At 65.1% G+C, this 17,182-nt stretch carries 15 protein-coding genes; 7 read left to right on the top strand and 8 right to left on the bottom strand.

Annotation, left to right across the window (positions count from 1 at the left end):
* The first annotated feature begins 15 nt into the window (after positions 1 to 15).
* The 4 genes from GGR39_RS08460 to GGR39_RS08445 all read left to right on the top strand — a co-directional run bounded on the left by GGR39_RS08460 (position 16) and on the right by GGR39_RS08445 (position 3,826).
* The gene (locus GGR39_RS08460; RefSeq protein ID WP_183616719.1) at positions 16 to 1,137 is read left to right on the top strand and encodes a hypothetical protein; all 1,122 of its coding nucleotides are present in this window, start codon (positions 16 to 18) and stop codon (positions 1,135 to 1,137) included.
* Positions 1,134 to 2,534: a Tol-Pal system beta propeller repeat protein TolB gene (gene tolB / locus GGR39_RS08455; protein ID WP_183616718.1), complete on the top strand. Its 1,401-nt coding sequence runs from the start codon at positions 1,134 to 1,136 to the stop codon at positions 2,532 to 2,534. Before GGR39_RS08460 ends, tolB begins: the two co-directional genes overlap by 4 nt.
* A 111-nt stretch (positions 2,535 to 2,645) precedes the next feature.
* On the top strand, positions 2,646 to 3,191 hold the full coding sequence (gene pal / locus GGR39_RS08450) for a peptidoglycan-associated lipoprotein Pal (RefSeq protein ID WP_246388505.1): 546 nt from the start codon (positions 2,646 to 2,648) through the stop codon (positions 3,189 to 3,191).
* A 101-nt stretch (positions 3,192 to 3,292) separates the two neighbouring features.
* Positions 3,293 to 3,826, top strand: coding sequence for a J domain-containing protein (locus GGR39_RS08445; protein WP_183616717.1), 534 nt, complete (start codon positions 3,293 to 3,295; stop codon positions 3,824 to 3,826).
* A 23-nt stretch (positions 3,827 to 3,849) separates the two neighbouring features.
* On the opposite strand, the gene metC is transcribed toward GGR39_RS08445, so the two are convergent.
* Complete coding sequence (metC, locus tag GGR39_RS08440) at positions 3,850 to 5,034, bottom strand: cystathionine beta-lyase (protein ID WP_183616863.1); 1,185 nt, start codon at positions 5,032 to 5,034, stop codon at positions 3,850 to 3,852.
* Positions 5,035 to 5,098: 64 nt separating this feature from the next.
* Entirely contained in the window at positions 5,099 to 6,409 is a 1,311-nt protein-coding gene (locus tag GGR39_RS08435; protein WP_183616716.1) for a hypothetical protein, read from the bottom strand.
* Between the two features lie 137 nt (positions 6,410 to 6,546).
* Here GGR39_RS08435 and queF point away from each other — a divergent pair, with 137 nt between their 5' ends.
* The gene (queF, locus tag GGR39_RS08430) at positions 6,547 to 7,008 is read left to right on the top strand and encodes a preQ(1) synthase (RefSeq protein ID WP_183616715.1); all 462 of its coding nucleotides are present in this window, start codon (positions 6,547 to 6,549) and stop codon (positions 7,006 to 7,008) included.
* Between the two features lie 3 nt (positions 7,009 to 7,011).
* Here the strand turns inward: queF and GGR39_RS08425 are convergent, their stop codons facing one another.
* The 6 genes from GGR39_RS08425 to GGR39_RS08400 form a co-directional block, all read right to left on the bottom strand.
* A complete protein-coding gene (locus tag GGR39_RS08425) occupies positions 7,012 to 7,281 on the bottom strand; it encodes a hypothetical protein (RefSeq protein ID WP_183616714.1) in 270 nt (89 codons plus the stop codon).
* 116 nt (positions 7,282 to 7,397) lie between these two features.
* Positions 7,398 to 8,660 (bottom strand): N-succinylarginine dihydrolase, encoded by a 1,263-nt coding sequence (locus GGR39_RS08420; RefSeq protein ID WP_183616713.1) that lies wholly within the window; start codon positions 8,658 to 8,660, stop codon positions 7,398 to 7,400.
* A 39-nt stretch (positions 8,661 to 8,699) separates the two neighbouring features.
* Entirely contained in the window at positions 8,700 to 9,716 is a 1,017-nt protein-coding gene (locus GGR39_RS08415) for an arginine N-succinyltransferase (RefSeq protein ID WP_183616712.1), read from the bottom strand.
* A complete protein-coding gene (locus tag GGR39_RS08410; protein ID WP_183616711.1) occupies positions 9,713 to 10,912 on the bottom strand; it encodes a hydrolase in 1,200 nt (399 codons plus the stop codon). Before GGR39_RS08410 ends, GGR39_RS08415 begins: the two co-directional genes overlap by 4 nt.
* Positions 10,909 to 12,327, bottom strand: a complete 1,419-nt coding sequence (gene astD / locus GGR39_RS08405) for a succinylglutamate-semialdehyde dehydrogenase (protein ID WP_183616710.1) — start codon at positions 12,325 to 12,327, stop codon at positions 10,909 to 10,911. Before astD ends, GGR39_RS08410 begins: the two co-directional genes overlap by 4 nt.
* Positions 12,324 to 13,322 carry a 2-oxoadipate dioxygenase/decarboxylase family protein gene (locus tag GGR39_RS08400; RefSeq protein ID WP_343055842.1) on the bottom strand — a complete coding sequence of 333 codons (999 nt, stop codon included), beginning with the start codon at positions 13,320 to 13,322 and terminating at the stop codon, positions 12,324 to 12,326. The genes astD and GGR39_RS08400 overlap by 4 nt, the downstream gene beginning before the upstream one ends.
* 233 nt (positions 13,323 to 13,555) lie before the next feature.
* Here GGR39_RS08400 and GGR39_RS08395 point away from each other — a divergent pair, with 233 nt between their 5' ends.
* Complete coding sequence (locus GGR39_RS08395; protein WP_183616709.1) at positions 13,556 to 15,850, top strand: glycosyltransferase family 4 protein; 2,295 nt, start codon at positions 13,556 to 13,558, stop codon at positions 15,848 to 15,850.
* Between the two features lie 10 nt (positions 15,851 to 15,860).
* Positions 15,861 to 17,171: a glycoside hydrolase family 130 protein gene (locus GGR39_RS08390; RefSeq protein WP_246388503.1), complete on the top strand. Its 1,311-nt coding sequence runs from the start codon at positions 15,861 to 15,863 to the stop codon at positions 17,169 to 17,171.
* Positions 17,172 to 17,182: the final 11 nt, after the last annotated feature.

The raw sequence follows: 17,182 nt of genomic DNA, 5'->3' as shown, positions 1-17,182 counted from the left end.
GTAGCCGAACGGACAATGGCTTTGGCGCTGCGCAAGGATGAAGGCCTGGGCCTTGGGATCGCGATTGCCGCGCATGCTGCGCTGGTGGCGATCCTGCTGCTGCGTCCGCACTCCGCCCCTGTCGTCAAGCCGCCTGAGCGGATCGAGGTGACGATCAGCGATCAGGTGAGCCTGACCAGCACCTCGCCCGAACCCAACAGCCAGGCCGCCGCGCCGGTGGCACCCACCCTGGGTGAGCCCAAGCCCGAGGAAGAGGCTGCCCCGGCAAAGAGCGAGCCCGAGGCGCAGCCAGAGCCGGAACCCGCGTCGCCCGAACCTGCGCCGCCGCAGCCCACGGCTAAACCGACCCCGCCCAAGCCGACCCCGCGTGAACCCAGGGCGGAACCCAAGCCGCAGCCTTCGCCCAAGCCCGTGGCCAAGCCGGTTCCGCGTCCGGCTCCGAAACCGCCTGCGCCCAAGCCGGTCGCGAAGCCGGCGCCGAAGCCGCGCCCGGCATCGCCCCGTCCTGAACCCCTAAAACCTGCGGCCCCAAAACCTGCGCCGAAAGCCCCGCCGCCAAAGGCCGCCGCGCCACGCACGCCTGCGCCTAAAGCCCCCGCGGCGAAGGTACCTCCCGCCAAGGCACCCGCGCGGCCATCGTCCGGGCAGACCGGATCGGCCACCAAGGGGGCGGCCAAATCCCCTCCGTCCAAAACGCCCTCCAAGTCCAACGCCCCGGCAGGCGGCAGCCGCATCGGCTCGGACTTCCTGGCGGGCGTAACAGGGGCGACCTCGCCCAATCGCACACCTGCCGCCGCTCCCGCCGCGCCCAGCATCGGCCCGGCGGTGCGCTCCTCGCTCGCCAGCGCGATCTCGCGCCAGCTCAAGCCCAAGTGGCAGGCACCGCAGGGCCCCGACGCGGATGATCTGGTCACGATCCTGTCGTTCAATCTCAACCGCGACGGCTCGCTGGCGGGAACGCCCACCGTCGTGAAACAGTTGGGCATCACCGATATCAACCGCAATCAGGCGGCGCGGCATGCCGAGCAGGCGATCAAGGCGGTGCGCCTGGCCGCTCCGTTCGACCTGCCGGACCAATACTACGATGCGTGGAAGCGCGTCTCTCAATTCCGTTTTGACAGGAGGCTCTCGCAATGACGCTGCGTTTTTCGACCCTGGCCTTCCTGCTGGCCACCGCGACCGGCCTCACCGCCGCTCCCGCTTTTGCCCAGGACGCTCCCGCGCCGCCAGTTGCGGAGCAGCCGACGAACGAAGCGGATGACGGCGGCCTGACCGGCAGCGTCTCTGACGAGAACGAGTGGCAGAACATTGGCATCGCCATCACCACCTTCGCCACCGACCGCGACGTGCCGACGCAGACCAACGCCGGTTCAACTGCGCAGCTGGGCCAGGCGATCTCGCAAGTGATCGCATCGGACCTGAAGAACAACGGCCTGTTCAAGCCGACCGGCCCGGATGGCCTGCCGCAACCCACGCTGCCCGAAGTGCAGACTCCCAGCTACGCCACCTGGTCCGGGCGCGGTGCGGACATGCTGGTGCAGGGTTACGTGAAGGCCAGCGCGGATGGCCAGCTGACGGTCGGCTGCTACCTCTACGATATTTCGCTCACTCGTCAGCTGGTGAAGGCAGGCTGGCAGTTCGCGGCGACGGACTGGCGGCGCGCGGCGCACAAGTGTTCCGACCTTGTCTATTCGCGCCTGTCCGGCGAAAGCCCGTTCTTCGATTCCAAGATCGCCTACATCGCCGAGACGGGGCCGAAAGGCCGCCGGATGAAGCGTCTGGCGATCATGGATTCCGATGGCGCGAACCATCGCTACCTCACCAGCGGGCAATCGATGGCGCTGACGCCGCGTTATTCGCCGGACTATTCCAAGATCCTGTACCTGTCCTACCTGAACGGACAGCCCAGCATCTATTCCTATGATCTCGCCACCGATCGGCAGACCCTGATCGCGCGTACCGGCAATCCCACGCTGGCACCGCGCTGGTCGCCCGATGGGAAATGGGTGCTTTATTCGATGGCGAAGGGCGGCACGACCGACATCTATCGTATCTCGTCCGCCGGGGGCGGCACGCCGCAGCAGTTGACGAATGGGCCCGGCATCAACATCGGCGGCAGCTATTCCCCTGATGGCAGCCAGATCGTGTTCGAAAGCGATCGTTCGGGCAGCCAGCAGGTCTATGTCATGAACGCGGACGGCTCCAATCAGAAGCGTATCAGCTTTTTCGGCGGCCGCGCCGCCACTCCGGAGTGGAGCCCGCGCGGCGATCAGATCGCCTTCACCCACATCGCGGGTGACTTGCGCGTGGCGGTGATGACGCCCAGCGGCGGCGGGATGCGTCACCTGACCAATTCCTGGCAGGACGAAGCGCCGACTTGGTCCCCCAACGGGCGCATCGTGCAATTCTTCCGCACCGCCAAGGGATCGGGCCAGGCCTCGATCTGGCAAGTCGATCTGACCGGCCGCAATGAGCGTCGCTTGCCCACGCCGGTGGGTGCGTCCGACCCGGCATGGGGCCCGGTACGGCCCTGAGGCTGGCTTGGATCGTTAAGGTGAGATAAACCGCCGCTTGTCTCTGTATCCAAGTGAACGGAACAATCGCGCAGCCACAGCCATTTCGATGGCGCTGAACAGGAGATCGCCATGTCTGACATCGCCCACCCCGCACCGGTGAAGTTGGGGATCAAAATGGGGACCATGCTTCTCCTGTCCGGGGCCCTCGCCATCTCTGGATGCAAGAGCAAGCCGCCCAAGGAATTGCCGCCCGAACCCGGCGCGGCGACGTCCACCGACAACGGCCAGTACGGCAACGGTGTGGCCACGCCGGGCAGCCAGGCGGATTTCGTGCAGATCATGCAGGGGGCCGACACGATCTACTTCGACACGGACCGATCGGACATCGACTCCGCCGATCAGGCGGCCTTGGCCAAGCAAGCACAATGGCTGGCGCGCTATCCCAACAAGCGCGCCACAGTGGAAGGCCATGCGGACGAGCGCGGTACGCGTGAATATAACATCGCCCTGGGCGAACGCCGGGCCAGCGCGGCGCGCAACTACCTTGTCAGCCTGGGCGTGGATGCAAGCCGTCTTTCCACCCTGAGCTATGGCAAGGAGCGCCCGGTCGCCCTGGGATCGGACGAACAGGCCTGGGCGCAGAACCGCCGCGCGGTAACCGTCACCATTGATTGATCCTCAAGCTCCGGTCCATCGTGGCCGGAGCTGCGGCCCAACCGGGCATTGCCCCAACAAGGACTTGCCTCGCAAACGAGTCGCGGCGTATCGCGATGAGAATGAGCAAAGCGCGGCGATCCAATGACTGGGGCTTCCCCCGATGGCGGGGCTACGGCTCCGGCCGGGAAGCCACACAGGTTCGGTTGTGCGATCGGCATGGCTGCTCCGACGCCGGTGATTGTCCCGCGCCAAAATCTCCCAACAGCCCTGAGCGGTGGTATTTCTGCCAGAAGCACGCGGGGGAATACAATGCCGGGTGGGATTACTTCGCCGGGCTGGATGCCGAAGAAGCAGCCCAGCGGGAAAGCCAGGAGAACGCGGACAATTCGGGCTACAAGGAAGCAGCCCACTACGGCTGGGGTGGCTCTGGCGACGGTACGCGCAGCCGGGACGAGATGCGGGCGCTTGAAGTGCTGGGCCTTGATCCCGATGCCGATATCGAGGCGGTGAAGAAGGCCTGGCGGTCCAAGGCGAAAGAAGTCCATCCCGACGTGCGCCCGAACGATCCCGAAGCGGCGAAGGCGTTCCAGTCGTTCCAATTGGCCTATGAAGTGCTGCGGCAGGCGGAAGAACGCCGGGAATGGCGCGGCTAAGGCTCTCGGTCTGGAAGGGCTGCTTACCCCCCGATAGCGGCAAACGCGCGTTCCAGGTCCGCGATCAGATCGTCTGCATCTTCCAGTCCGATCGAGAGGCGCACGCCATAGCGATCGCCCGCCTCGCAGCCTGAAGGCGGCCAAGTCATCACATCGCGCACAGGTGATGGGTCGACCGGCACCGCCAGGCTCTCGAACCCGCCCCACGAGTAGCCGATCCCGAACAGGGACAAGGCATCGATGAAGCGGTTGCGGCGGGCCATGTCCCCGCCGCGCAGGACGAAGCTGAATAAGCCGCAGCCGCCGGTGAAGTCCCGCTGCCACAAGTCGTGCCCCGGCGCTCCCGGCAGCATCGGGCAGAGCACTTGCGCCACTTGCGGTTGCCGGGCGAGCCAGGCGGCGATCTTAAGTGCGCTGTCGCTTTCCTGTTTCAGGCGCAGGGACAAGGTGCGCAAGCCGCGCAGGGCGAGGGCGGCGTCATCCGGAGAGACGACGTGGCCCAGGTTCTGCGCACGCAGGCGGAGGCGCTGGTACAATTCGGGCCCGGCGCTGGCGCTGCCCATCATCAAGTCTGAGTGGCCGCCGACATGCTTGGTCAGCGCCATCAGCACGACATCGACGCCGTGGGGCAGCGCGGCAAACCCGGTCGGGCCTGCCCAGGTGTTGTCCAGCACGCTGACCGCGCCATGCTCGCGAGCGATGCGGGCGAGCGCCGGGATGTCGCACATCTCCATCGTCAGGCTGCCGGGCGCTTCCAGCATCACCGCGCGCGTGCGGGGGCAGAACGAGGCAACAAAGCGGTCCAGGTCACGCGGGTCGAAAAAGCGCGTTTCCACGCCGAAATCCGCCAGCATCCCGGTACCCATCGATCGGCTGGGATCGTAGGCGTTGTCGCTCATCAGCAGCACATCGCCGGGGCGCAGCACCGTCAGCAACACACCCGCGATCGCAGCGACGCCGGAGGGGTAGAGCACTGTGCCCGCCGCGCCTGGCTCCATCTGGGTCAGCGCTTCGGCGAGCGCCCATTGCGTGGGCGCGCCACGTCGGCCGTAGAAAAACCTGCCGTCTTCGTTGGAACGAGGCCCTTGGGCCAAGGCCGCCATGTTTTCATAGAGATGCGTGCTGGCGCGCCAGACCGGCGGATTGACGACCGGCCCGGTCCATTCCGCGCGGCGACCGGCGTTCACCAGGCGCGTGGCAGTCGCCATGGTATCGGCGTTATCGGGATCGAAAGAGTTCTTCACGGCAGGCTCCCCGGCAGGAGCGGCCCGTCTAGCTGGCGAGGCTGATCCGGTCGAGCGGGAAGGCGCGCGCCGCTTCGATCTCACGCGCGGCAAGTTCGCGCAAATTACGCGGGCCGGCGTCGAGCCGGATCGACGCCAGCGCGCCGGTGCCGGGATCGAGCGGCCCGGCGGTGAATACGCGGCGAATGCCGTGGCCGTCCGCCGTGGTCAGGCAGAGCCGGACTAGCGGCACGAAGAATTGCGCGTTGCCCTTCACCAGAGGGCGGATCTGCGGCAGCGGAACGCGCAACTCCCCCTCAAGCGTCAGGGTTTCCCCGGCAGCGAGGGTCGCGATGGTGTGCCGCACGTCGAGCTGGTCCGGCGCGGGGGCGAGCTGCTGTTGTACCGGGATCGAAGCGTGCGCCGATGACAGGTCGGCGCGGATGTCCACGTCGGTTATAGGCGCAGCGCCCGTGTTGGTCAGCGTGACCTCATACTGCAGCGTGGCATAGACCAGCGAGAGGCGCACCGCGATCGGTGTGAAGGCCACGGAAAGTGGCAGCGCCTCGTTTACACCAGCTGTGACCGGCTGGGCAACGGGCGCGCGCGGTGGCGCCGGGGGTGGGGCGGCTGCAGGCGTGGGCGCTGCTGCGGGCTGGTTCACGACCGGCCTGGGCTGGCGGGGCGGGACGACCGTCGGCACCGGCATCGGCTCTGCAAAAGGCTCTTCAACCAAGTTCGGTTGGCGACGCCGCCGCATCCAGAACGCGCCGCCGGCCAGCGCGGCGACACCAGCCAGGCCCGCGACCCACCATGGGAACGCACCGCCGCTGTCGCTTTTCGCCGGAGCCTGGACCAGCGGCGCTTCGTCGGCATTGCTGCTTGGCAAGACCGGCGGCGGGGTGGCGATCGTGGGCGCTGGGGCGGCATCAGGGGTATCCGATGGTAGCACCGATCCGGTTGCCGGCGCCGCCTCACTCTGCCGAGCTTCCGGAGTCGGGCTGGCCTGCTGGCGCGGCGAGCGGGGCGCATCCTCGGTTCGCGCAGGCTGACGGGACGGGGCCGGGCTCGCCGTGACGGGCGGCAGGTTGATCTGGGGTGCCGAGGGCGTGGGGGTGACCGGCCGCACCGGGGAACTGTTGGACGGCGGCGCGTAAGGGTTGTCCGGATCGACCGGCCCCTGGGCGCGGGGGGTACTGGTCTGTCCCGCTTCAGGCAGGCGGTAGGAGGTTACGGCGCCGCTGTCCTGCGCCATCGCAGGCAACGCGACGATGCAGGCGAACGCGATCGCCGCCAATCCCTTTAGCGCCGTCGTCGTCAGCGCCGTCTTCAGCGAAGGTCTGCCGATCGCGGCCCGCATGCACATCCACTCCATCCCAAATCGCTGCCCACCATGCGCGTCGACGCGGCTGCATGGGGGCGACTGAACATCGACTTAATTTGCCCGGCACGCACGGCAGGTTGCCACCACGCCGGGTTGGCGGCATTGGCATACAGATGAGTGAACTGTCAGTCTCCCCCATTCATCTGGGCCAACAAAGCGCCCTTCCGTCCTCGCCTGAAGACGCCCGGCTGGACTATGTGCCCAATCCGCGTGTCGGCTCGCTGTATCTGGTGCGGTTTGCTGCGCCGGAATTCACATCGCTGTGCCCGGTGACGGGCCAACCCGATTTCGCGCATCTGGTGATCGATTATGCGCCGGGGGAGACGATCGTCGAATCCAAGAGCCTCAAGCTATTCCTGGGATCGTTCCGCAATCACAGCGGCTTTCACGAGGATGTGACGGTCGGTATCGGCCAGCGGCTGTTCGACGAGATGAAGCCCGTGTGGCTGCGCATCGGCGGATATTGGTATCCGCGTGGCGGTATCCCGATCGACGTTTTCTGGCAGTCAAGCGCTGCGCCACACGGCCTTTGGGTGCCGGAGCAGGGCGTGCAATCCTATCGCGGACGCGGCTGAGGCTTACTCGGCGGCGTCCGCCATGGCGAAGCCGGCTTTGCGGATGTTGACGGGACCATGGCCGATCCGAGCCAGTTGCGAACGCGTCATGCACTGGACCAGAACGCTGGGGTAATCGGCTTCCATCGCCGCTTCGCTATCAAGCGCCGTGCGCTGGGCGGCCAGACATTCGACGCGGCTCTCGTAAGTTTGCTCTGTCGAGCCCAGACGCTGGCATGCGGAGCCATCGTCGGTGCAGCCAAACAAGGCGAGTGCAAACAGCATTCCGCTCATCGAAGATCCCTTTCGATAAGCTCAACGCGCTCGACCCGATTAGTATCCCGAGTTATCCACAGCTTAAAAAGTTATACAAACAAGGGCTTGGTTAACGCGACCCATCGTTGTCGTCCTCAGGCGAGAGTGGATAGATCGAGTTCCGACAGCAGGGACAGGCGCGCGGCTTTGACCGCCCGCCAGAGGGAAGGGCGGGCAAGATCGTCGGGCGCTATTTCCTCCGGCCAATGGCGTGTAACGACGCGCTCTACCTGGGCGATGCGATCGGCGGAGGCGAGAAAGCGCGGGTCGACGGTGGCCGGATCGGCCACGACGCGCAGGCGGAGGCACGCCGGGCCGCCGCCGTTCGCCATGGATTCGCGCAAATCCGCCACGTGTAGCGTGCGGATCCGTCCGTTCCCGGCAATAAGTTGTTGCAGCCACGCCCACACCGCGCCGTTCTCCCGCGCTTCTCCGGGCAGGATCAGCGCCATGCCGCCGTCGGGCAGCGTCACCAGTTGCGCGTTGAACAGATAGGACGCGATCGCCTGTTCCAGACTGACAGCGGCGGCGGGCACTTCGACGACGACCAGTTCCGGAACTTTCTCACGCAGCCGGGCATAGAGGGCGGTGGGATCGGCGAAGGCCTGTTCATGCGTGAACAGCACCGTCTCGTTGGCGACGGCCACGACATCGTTGTGAAAGGCGCCCGCCGCGATCGCTTCTTCGGATTGCTCTGCAAGAATCGTCCGCTTCGGGTCCAGACCGTGGAGCCGAGCAACGGCCGCGCTGGCTTCGCGATGCTGGCGGGCGGGGAAGGGGCCGCCCGATCGGCCATAGACGAACACCTCGATGCCTGCCGAACCGTGACTGGCGCAAAGCCGCATGTGGTTGGCCGCGCCCTCGTCACCGAAAGGCGGCGGCACCGGCTCATGCACGGCAAAGTGCGCGGTGTCGGCAAAGGCCAACCGCAACTGCGCCAGGGTGCCGGGCCACTCATGGCTGCGGTGCGGCATCGTGACGAGATTGGCGGCGGTCAGGTGGCAACGGCCGTCCCGGGTATCGGGCGCGGGGCTGACCGTTGCGGCGTTCGCGGCCCACATCGCCGACGCCGACATCGCGGCATATCGCAGCCCGGCATCGGCTTGTTCCATGCCCCGATCCTGACCGAAGCCCAGGCGCGACAGCCAGGCCTCGTCCGGTCGATCATGAGGCATGAACCACCCTTGCGTCAGCCCCATGGACAAATTCAGCCGCATCTTGGCCAGCCCTTGCAGCGCGGCGTCACGTGGGCGCGATACCCGGCCCGAGTTACGCGCGGACGCCAAGTTGCCCAGGCTGAGCCCGGCATAGTTGTGGCTGGGGCCGACGATCCCGTCGAAGTTGATTTCGGTCAGCATGAGGTGTGATCCAAAGGCGTTGAGCGAACTGCCGGCTGGTCAGGCCGGGGCGTGGCTGATGGTGTCGCCAACCTGGACTCTCAGCAAGTCGGCGGCTTCACCATCGATGATGACGCCGGCGTCGACACGCGAGACATGGCCCAGGCAGGCCCGGAATTGTACCAGGCGGCCGCACGAAATAAGTTGTTCGTCGCCCACCTCGCCCTCGCCGATGGCGACGATCTGCGCATCTCTTGCTTCGACGATCGTGCGGATGCGATCCGTTTGCGCGATCATCGAAGGGCCGCCATCGAAGATGTCGACATAGTTCTGGTAAGAGAAGCCCTCGTTCTCCAGCATGCGCATGGCGGGGCGGCCCGAGTAGTGTGGCTGGCCCATCACTTGCCGCGCGCTTTCGGGCAGCAGCGCGGTGTAGATCGGGTGCTTGGGCATGAGATCGGCGATGAACTGGTTGCCCTTGCGCGCGTTGAATTCGTCGGCATCGCGAAAGCTCATGTCGAAGAAGCGTCCGGCAAGACCGTCCCAGAACGGCGAGTTGCCGGCATCGTCGATCGCGCCGCGCAGTTCGGCCAAGGTCCGGTCGGCAAAGCGCTGGCGGTGCGCCCGGATGAACAGATAGCGGCTGCGGGCGAGCAGCTTGCCTACGCCGGCCGACCGCTCGGTAGGATCGAGGTAGAGGCCGCCCACTTCGCTCGACCCATCAAGATCGGTGCAAAGAGTCAGCATTTCGGCGCGGAAGGTGCGGTCCAGCTCCTTGGAGTGCTGGGTGATGCGGCCGATGCGGTAGGAGTAGAACGGAAGCTGCGTGCCGGTTTGCGACATGATCTGGCACGTGCCGCGTGTCTTGCCGCTGGCAGTGTCCTCCAGAATGAACACGAATAGGTCATCCGCCAGGGCATCGTCGTCCCGGCTGAAGCTTTCCGCCGTCCGCTTCAGCTTGGCTTCCAGCGTCGGCTTGTCCGGGGGCAGATTGGTGAAGCCGCCGCCGGTGCCCTTGGCCATTCGATACAGCGCGGCCAGATCATCCTCATGCGCGGTGCGGACCAGGAACGTCATGCGGGCAGCCCTTCGCGATCGAGGCGATGCATGACCAGCGCGGTCAGCTTGGCGCGCATGTCCAGCGAGGAGGCGATCAGGAATTCGTCCGGAGAGTGGATCGCGCCGCCACAGGCACCCATCGTATCGATCACAGGCACGCCGCAGGCCGCGATATTGTTGCCGTCACATACGCCGCCGGTATCCTTCCAGTTCACCGGTGAACCCAGGTCTTCGGCGGCTTGGGAGACGAGGCCAAACAGCCGCTGTGTCTCGCTGCCGATCGGCTTGGGCGGGCGGGCGAAGCCGCCGTGCAGGTGGATCGCGACATCGTGCGCCGCGGCGACCTGCGCGATGGCATCGTCCAGGATTACCCGCGCCGCTGCCAGATCGTCCGGCCCGCGCGGCCGCATGTTGAAATGCAGCACGGCCAGGTCGGGCACTGTGTTGTTGGGCGCGCCGCCTTCGATCCGGGCGGGGTTGACGGTCAGCCCGTCGCGCCGGGCGGCATGAAGCCGCTGCGCAAGGTCCGCGGCAGCGACGAGGGCATTACGCCCATCCTCCGGATTGCGACCCGCATGGGCCGAGCGACCGGTGACGATCGCGGCGAAATTGCCCGAGCCGGGCCGTGCCCGCGCCATGATCCCACCGGGCAGCGCCGGCTCGTAAGTTAACGCCGCCAGCTTGCCCTGCGCCAGGCGAGCGATCAACGGCGCGGAGGACAGTGATCCGGTTTCCTCATCCGAATTGATCATCACGTCATAGCCCAAGGTGGGGCCGCTGCGTTCGTAAGCCTCAAGGCCTGCCAGCATCAGCGAAAGGCCACCTTTCATGTCAGCGGTGCCGGGGCCATGCAGCGTATCATCGTCCAGCCAGTCGCAGGCCTGAAACGCATGATCGGCGGCATAGACGGTGTCCATATGTCCGGTCAGCAGCACGCGCCGCTCGGCCTGGGGGCGGACGCTCAAGACGAAGTGACGGCCGCTCTCGATCGCATGCGCCTTGCCATCAGCGCCAACCTTTTCCACCGGAGCGGGATCGACCAATGTGATCTCTCCGGGGAGGCCCGCAAACGTATCGGCGAGCCTCTCGGCCATCGTGCGCAACCCGCTCAGATTGGTGGTGCCGCTGTTAATGGCCGCCCACTCCAGGGTGCGATCGAGGATAGGCTGGCGTTCGACCGTTTCCAGGAACGCGCTTTCCTCCACCCCGATCATGGCTTCAGCATCCCGGTGATCGCGGCGGCGTTGCCAGAAGGGCTGGCGGCTTCGAAACTGGCCATCGGGTAGGCGCAGTAATCCGCGGCGTAGTACGCGCTGGGCCGGTGATTCCCGCTGTCGCCCAGTCCGCCGAATGGCATCGATCCCGCCGCCCCGGTCGTCGGGCGATTGCGATTGACCACCCCGGCGCGGCTTTCCAGCACGAAGCGCTGCCACAGGGCATCATCCTCGCTCACCAGCCCGGCGGACAACCCGAAGCGCGTCGCATTGGCGGCGGCGATCGCCTCATCGAAGTTGGCGGCGCGAGTCACTTGAACGATCGGCGCAAAGATTTCCTCATCGGGCGCAGCCACGCCGGTCACATCCAGCACAGCCGGACGCACGAAGGCCGGGCCCATGCAATCCAGCACCTTGAAGCTGCGGACTTCCGAAGCGCCCAGCGAGACCAGTCGATCGACACCGGCCTGTGCGGCCTGCGCCGCCTGCGCCGAAATCAATGGTCCGATGTACGGCTCGACCGGATCGTTCCACCGGCCGATGGTGACGCGGCGGGACAGGGCCTCGACGGCTTCGATCAACTGGCGTCCGAACGCCGTATCGGGGACGATCACGCGGCGCGCGCAGGAACAGCGTTGGCCGGTCGTGACGAAACTGGACTGGACGACGATCGAGGCGGCTTCTTCGACATCGCCATCCCAGACCATGAGCGGATTGTTGCCCCCCAGCTCAAGAGCCAGGATCACGTGCGGCCGGTCGGCGAAGATGCGCCGGAAATGCGCGCCCGCCCCGGCAGATCCGGTAAAGAGCAGCCCGTCGATCTCGTCCGCCACAAGAGCCTCGCCCGTCGACCGACCGCCTTGGACGATCTGGAACACCCCGGCGGGTAACCCGGCCTCCGCCCAGCACTCGGCCATCGCCTCGCCCGTGGCAGGGGTCAGTTCGGAAGGCTTGAACACCACCGTATTACCAGCGAGCAGCGCCGGTACGATGTGGCCATTGGGCAGATGACCCGGAAAGTTGAATGGCCCCAACACCGCCATGACGCCGTGGGGCCGATGGCGCAGGACCGCTTCGCCAAACGGCATGGCGCTGCGCCGCTCACCCGCCCGCTCGGCCTGGGCGGTGATCGAGACATCGACCTTGGCGATCATCGATGCCACCTCGGCCCGCGTTTCCCACAAGGGCTTGCCGGTTTCGCGGGAGATCGTCACGGCCAGTGCATCGCGCCGGTCCTGAAGCGCGGCCTTGAACGCCTGCACATGCTCAACACGGCTCTTTAGCGAAAGGCTCGCCCATCCCGGAAAGGCGCGCCGTGCCCTGGCGACGGCCTCGTGGACTGCGGCGGCATCGGCCTGCGGGCCTTCCCAGACGCATTCTTCGGTGGCGGGATCGATAGATCGCAGCATGGTCATGCGCTTCTCGTCACGGCGAAGATGCCTGTCGCGTTGCCGGTGTCGAAAGTCAGGTCTAGCGTGCCGGTGTCCGGATCGATGTCCCGGGTGATGAACTCGTAGAACGATCCGGGCACGTCGCGGGCGATCGTGCCACCGTCAGCCCCGGCGAAGGACCGCGAAACCTTGTCCGCCAGGATCGCCGTCTGCCGCACTCGGCCATTGGCGGAGATCTCTACGGTGGCTTTCAACGGGTAGCCCTTCGCCTTCAGCTCGGTGGCGAGGGTTTCGACATCGCGCACCCGCGTGGTGGCGTGGTTGAAAGCGTTGCCCTCAGTCGCGATCCAGGCTGCCTCGCCGGAATGCGTCAACAGCATCTCGTAATCGGTGAGCGACGGCTCGGCGTGATGGCGATCGAATGCGCTCACCAGCGTGCGCAACAGCGCCGCCGCCTCGTCCATCGGCAGATACCCCAGTTCAGACAGCCGGGCGAGGCGTTCTGCGTCCGTTGCCGGCAGGGGATCGGACGATGCGCCAAAGACACGTTCCGCGGCAGACTGCGCATCAGGCTCAAGCTGATCGATATGCAGCTCGCTGACGAAGAACTGCGGGATATCTTCCGGCATCGCTGCGTGAACATAGGCCCGCCCGGTCATCCGCAGGCGGGGAAGGGGATAGACTCCGCCCATTACATAGCCCAGCGGCTCCAGCAGACGGGCGAAGGCATGGTGGCCGGACGGCAAAACCCCGGTTGGGCCATCGACCGTCCGCAAAGCGCCATGATCGAATACGATCGCACTCGTCGTGTCATCGGCAATTCTTGCAGCGGTGGGCACGCGGGATAGCAGATCCGCGAACAGCCAGACGTTCAGGGCCATTGCCATCTGGGCCTGGGTCACCACATCTGCGTCACCATCAAACAGGCTTGGTTCGATGTGCAAGGTGCCGAGCGCCTGCTCCACTCCGTGTGGGGCGCCTGCAAGCGCCAGAACCCGCGCCAGACTTGTTTCAGCCACTTGTGCCACCGCGATCCTCTTGTTTTATTATTTCGTAGTTACGCAACATACTGATGGGGCCAATGCTTGTCCACGTCAGTCGATCCAGTGATGGTGCGATAAGAAGCGGGCTCTTCAGGTCAAGCAGCGCAAAGACCGACCGTTTCGTCATCTTTTTGCAATGCAACATGGAACCGCATTGCCTTCCCCGGCATTTGGTTGGTTAGTTCCCCGAATGTCTGAACGGATGCTGCATGACCCATGTTTCTCGTGATCTGCTTGCTTCTCGTCCGGCCCAAGCCACAGAAATTAGAGCTATCTTTGATGAGCGGGCAGCCGCTCCGCTTCGCCCCATCCGAGTCGCGCTGATCGGGACATATACGCCGCGCAAATGCGGCATTGCGACATTCACGACCGATATCGCGGAAAAGCTGCGCGAGTTTCGCGCCGATGTGGACGTCGAGGTCTACGCGCTGGATGACGCCGATGCGCCGCTGACTTACGAAGGCGTCACGGATACGATCCTGGGCAGCGATCAGGAAACATTCTCCCGTGCCGCTCGCGCGATCAACGAGTCGGCTGTGGATGCCGTCTGGCTCCAGCATGAATACGGTATCTATGGTGATGACGATGGCATCGCGGTTTGCGACTTCGTGGACCGGCTTGCCGCGCCTCTGATCCTTACCTGTCACACCGTTCTGGCCGAGCCATCGGACCGCCAACGTGCGATCCTGCGCCATCTGGTGACGCGCGCATCGCGGATCATGGTGATGTCCCGTCACTCGCGCGATCTGCTTTCCCGCGAATACGGCGCAAACCCCGAAATCCTCGAAGTGATCGAGCACGGTGCGCCGGATCGCCCATTTGGCCGACAGACAGAGTTCAAGAGCCGCTTCGGACTGACCGATCGTAAGGTTCTGATGACGTTCGGCCTGCTGGGTCCGGGCAAGGGGCTTGAGCGCGCGATCGAGGCGCTGCCCGCGATCGTCAAGAATCATCCCGAGGCGATCTATCGCATCGTCGGCGCGACGCACCCGAACCTCGTTGCCAGCCAGGGTGAAGCTTATCGCGAAGGGCTGATGGACTTGGCCGAGCGGCTAGGCGTGTCGGATCATATCGAGTGGGACAACCGCTTCCTCGATACCGACGAACTGCTGGATCAGCTGGAAGCGTGCGATATCTACATCACGCCTTATCCCAACCTACAGCAATCCACATCGGGCACGCTGAGCTATGCCGTGGCGCTGGGTAAGGCCGTGATTTCCACGCGGTATCTCCACGCCTGCGAGCTTCTGGGCGATAACGTGGGGTGCCTGATCGAGCCGGGATCTTACGAAGAGATTGCCCGCTCGGTCAGCAATCTGCTCGATAACCCCGCCGATCTCTCGGCCATGCAGCGCCGCGCTTATGACCGGGGCCGCGAAACGATTTGGCCGCGCTTTGCAGAGGCCACTGCCAAGTTGGCTGCCGCCGCCGTCGCACCCGCGCCGCGCCGAGCGTCTCTCACCGCCACGCCTGGTCTTTCGGGCGTCCTTGCGATGTGCGATTCTACCGGGATGCTGCAGCATGCGATCGGTATCGTGCCTGATCGCCGCCACGGCTATTGCCTTGACGACAACGTTCGCGCGCTGATGCTGATGAACGTGGCGGAAGGCCTGCATCCCACCGAGCGCATGCGCTGGAGCATGATTTACGCGTCCTTCATTCAAGACGCCTGGAACCCGGAAGCACAGCGGTTTCGCAACTTCATGCGCTTCGATCGGTCTTGGTGCGAGGATATCGGATCGGACGATTCGAATGGTCGTGCGATCTGGGCACTGGGACAGACGGCGCTCTGCGCCCCTGATGAGAACATGCGCGAATGGGCGCGCAATCTTTACGAGCATGTTCTGCCTCAGATGAGCGGCATCGGGTCGCCCCGCGCGGTGGCGTTCGAGGTATTGGGCGCAGCCGCGATGCTCCGCTCGGCTCCTGGACATGCCATGTCGCTGGAAGTTATCGCTCGTGGCGGTGATCTTCTGGAACGCCTGTTGGGCGGTGGGCGTCGGCCGGACTGGGCCTGGTTTGAAGCTGTCCTGGGATACGACAATCCACGCCTCCCCCAGGCAATGATCGAAGCGGGCCTTGCTCTAGGCCGTGACGACTGGACGGCATCCGGGCTGGAAACGCTGGAATGGATCTGCCGCAGCCAGCAATCCAGCACCGGTCAGTTCCGCCCGATCGGTTCCGAAAGCTTTGGGAAGGAACACACTTTCCTTCCGTTCGACCAGCAGCCTCTGGAAGCGCAAGCGGCGATCGAGGCGGCCCTGACGGCGCACAACGCAAGCGAAGCCGCCTTCTGGTATGAGCACGCGTCCGCCGCTTGGTCGTGGTTCTTCGGCGGCAACGATCGCGGTGTGCAACTGGCGGATATGGCCACGGGCCGCTGCCGCGACGGGGTGACGCCACGCGGTGCCAACAGAAATTGCGGTGCAGAGAGTATTCTCGCGTTCCAACTTTCCCACTATGCCATGCTAGCGCTTTACCGGATGACGGCCGAATCCCGTTAAGGAAGCTAGTTTGAACTTGATCGAGAAATCGCGTCCCGAAGCTCTGCACATCTTCGAGACCCGCCTACATGCCGACCCTTCGCGGGTCGTTCTGCGCCCGTTTCACTTGGGTTGGCAGGGTAAAAACGATCCTGACGGGCGCGCGCAGCGCCTAGTTCGCGATATCTCAAAACTGAGTGAGGAACGGGCGGAGCTGGAATACAGCCGCGTCCTGCGCGATTTCGAGGAGCGCCACTGGCAGACGGAGCGCATCTTCGCCGCTCGTTTCGATGAGGTGGCGGCCAATCTTCACCTGGATGACGCTCTGTTTTCGGAAACGAAGCAGCGGCTGATCGGCAGTTATTTCTGCCATGAATATACCTTCGCCGCGGCAGCGCTGATGAACCCCTCGATCGTGCCGCATCCCGACCAATCGGGTATGCAGGATGGCGCGGTGCGGTTCGTGATGTCTCTTCGCGCGGTCGGCGAAGGGCACATCAGCTCGGTTGCTTTCCGTGAGGGGATCGCCGAATCGGACGGAAATTTCGATCTATGGCACCAGGCCAGCTTCGCCACCTCGGTGGAGCTGGACGATGAGGGCTTGGCTTGCGCGGACTGTCCCGTCACCGTTCGGCGCAATCCCGATTCCAGCTTGTCCAACACGGTCATCTTCCCGATCACCGAACAGCAGCGCGGCGGATTGGAGGACCTGCGCCTCGTCCGCTTCGATCACGGCGGCGGCGATTTCGAATGGATCGGTACCTATACCGCGTATTCGGGCAGCTCGATCCGCTCGGAATTGTTGCGCACGCGGGATTTCCGCAGCTTCGGGCTTGAGCCGATCCGGGGCAACGCCGGTCGCAACAAGGGCATGGCGCTGTTCCCCGAAAAGATCGGCGGCAAGTTCATGATGGTCGGGCGGCAGGACGGCAAGAACCTGTTCCTGCTGACATCCGACGCGGTGGACCAGTGGGATGACGAGGGCGTGCTGCTGATGGAGCCTGCCTATCCGTGGGAGTTCATCCAGATCGGCAATTGCGGCAGCCCCATCCTCACCGATCAGGGTTGGCTGCTGCTGACCCACGGCGTGGGCGCGATGCGCAAGTACGCACTGGGCGCGGCTTTGCTCGATCGGAACGACCCGTCCAAGGTGATCGCCCGATCGCGCGAGCCGGTGCTGACGGCCGAGAATGCCGACCGGTCCGGCTATGTGCCGAACGTGGTCTACACCTGCGGCGCGCTGCGCGTGGGTGAACGGTTGCTGATCCCCTACGGCATCTCCGATAGTGCCGTCGGCTTCGCCAGCAGCACTATCGACGATATGCTCGCCTTGCTCGATTGAGCTTGCGTGGG

Origin of the sequence: Novosphingobium fluoreni (assembly GCF_014196615.1) — a bacterium.
In the GTDB taxonomy this organism is placed as follows: Bacteria; Pseudomonadota; Alphaproteobacteria; order Sphingomonadales; family Sphingomonadaceae; genus Novosphingobium; species Novosphingobium fluoreni.
The sequence above is the reverse complement of the archived record's forward strand: the minus strand, read 5'-3'. Positions and strand labels throughout refer to the sequence as shown.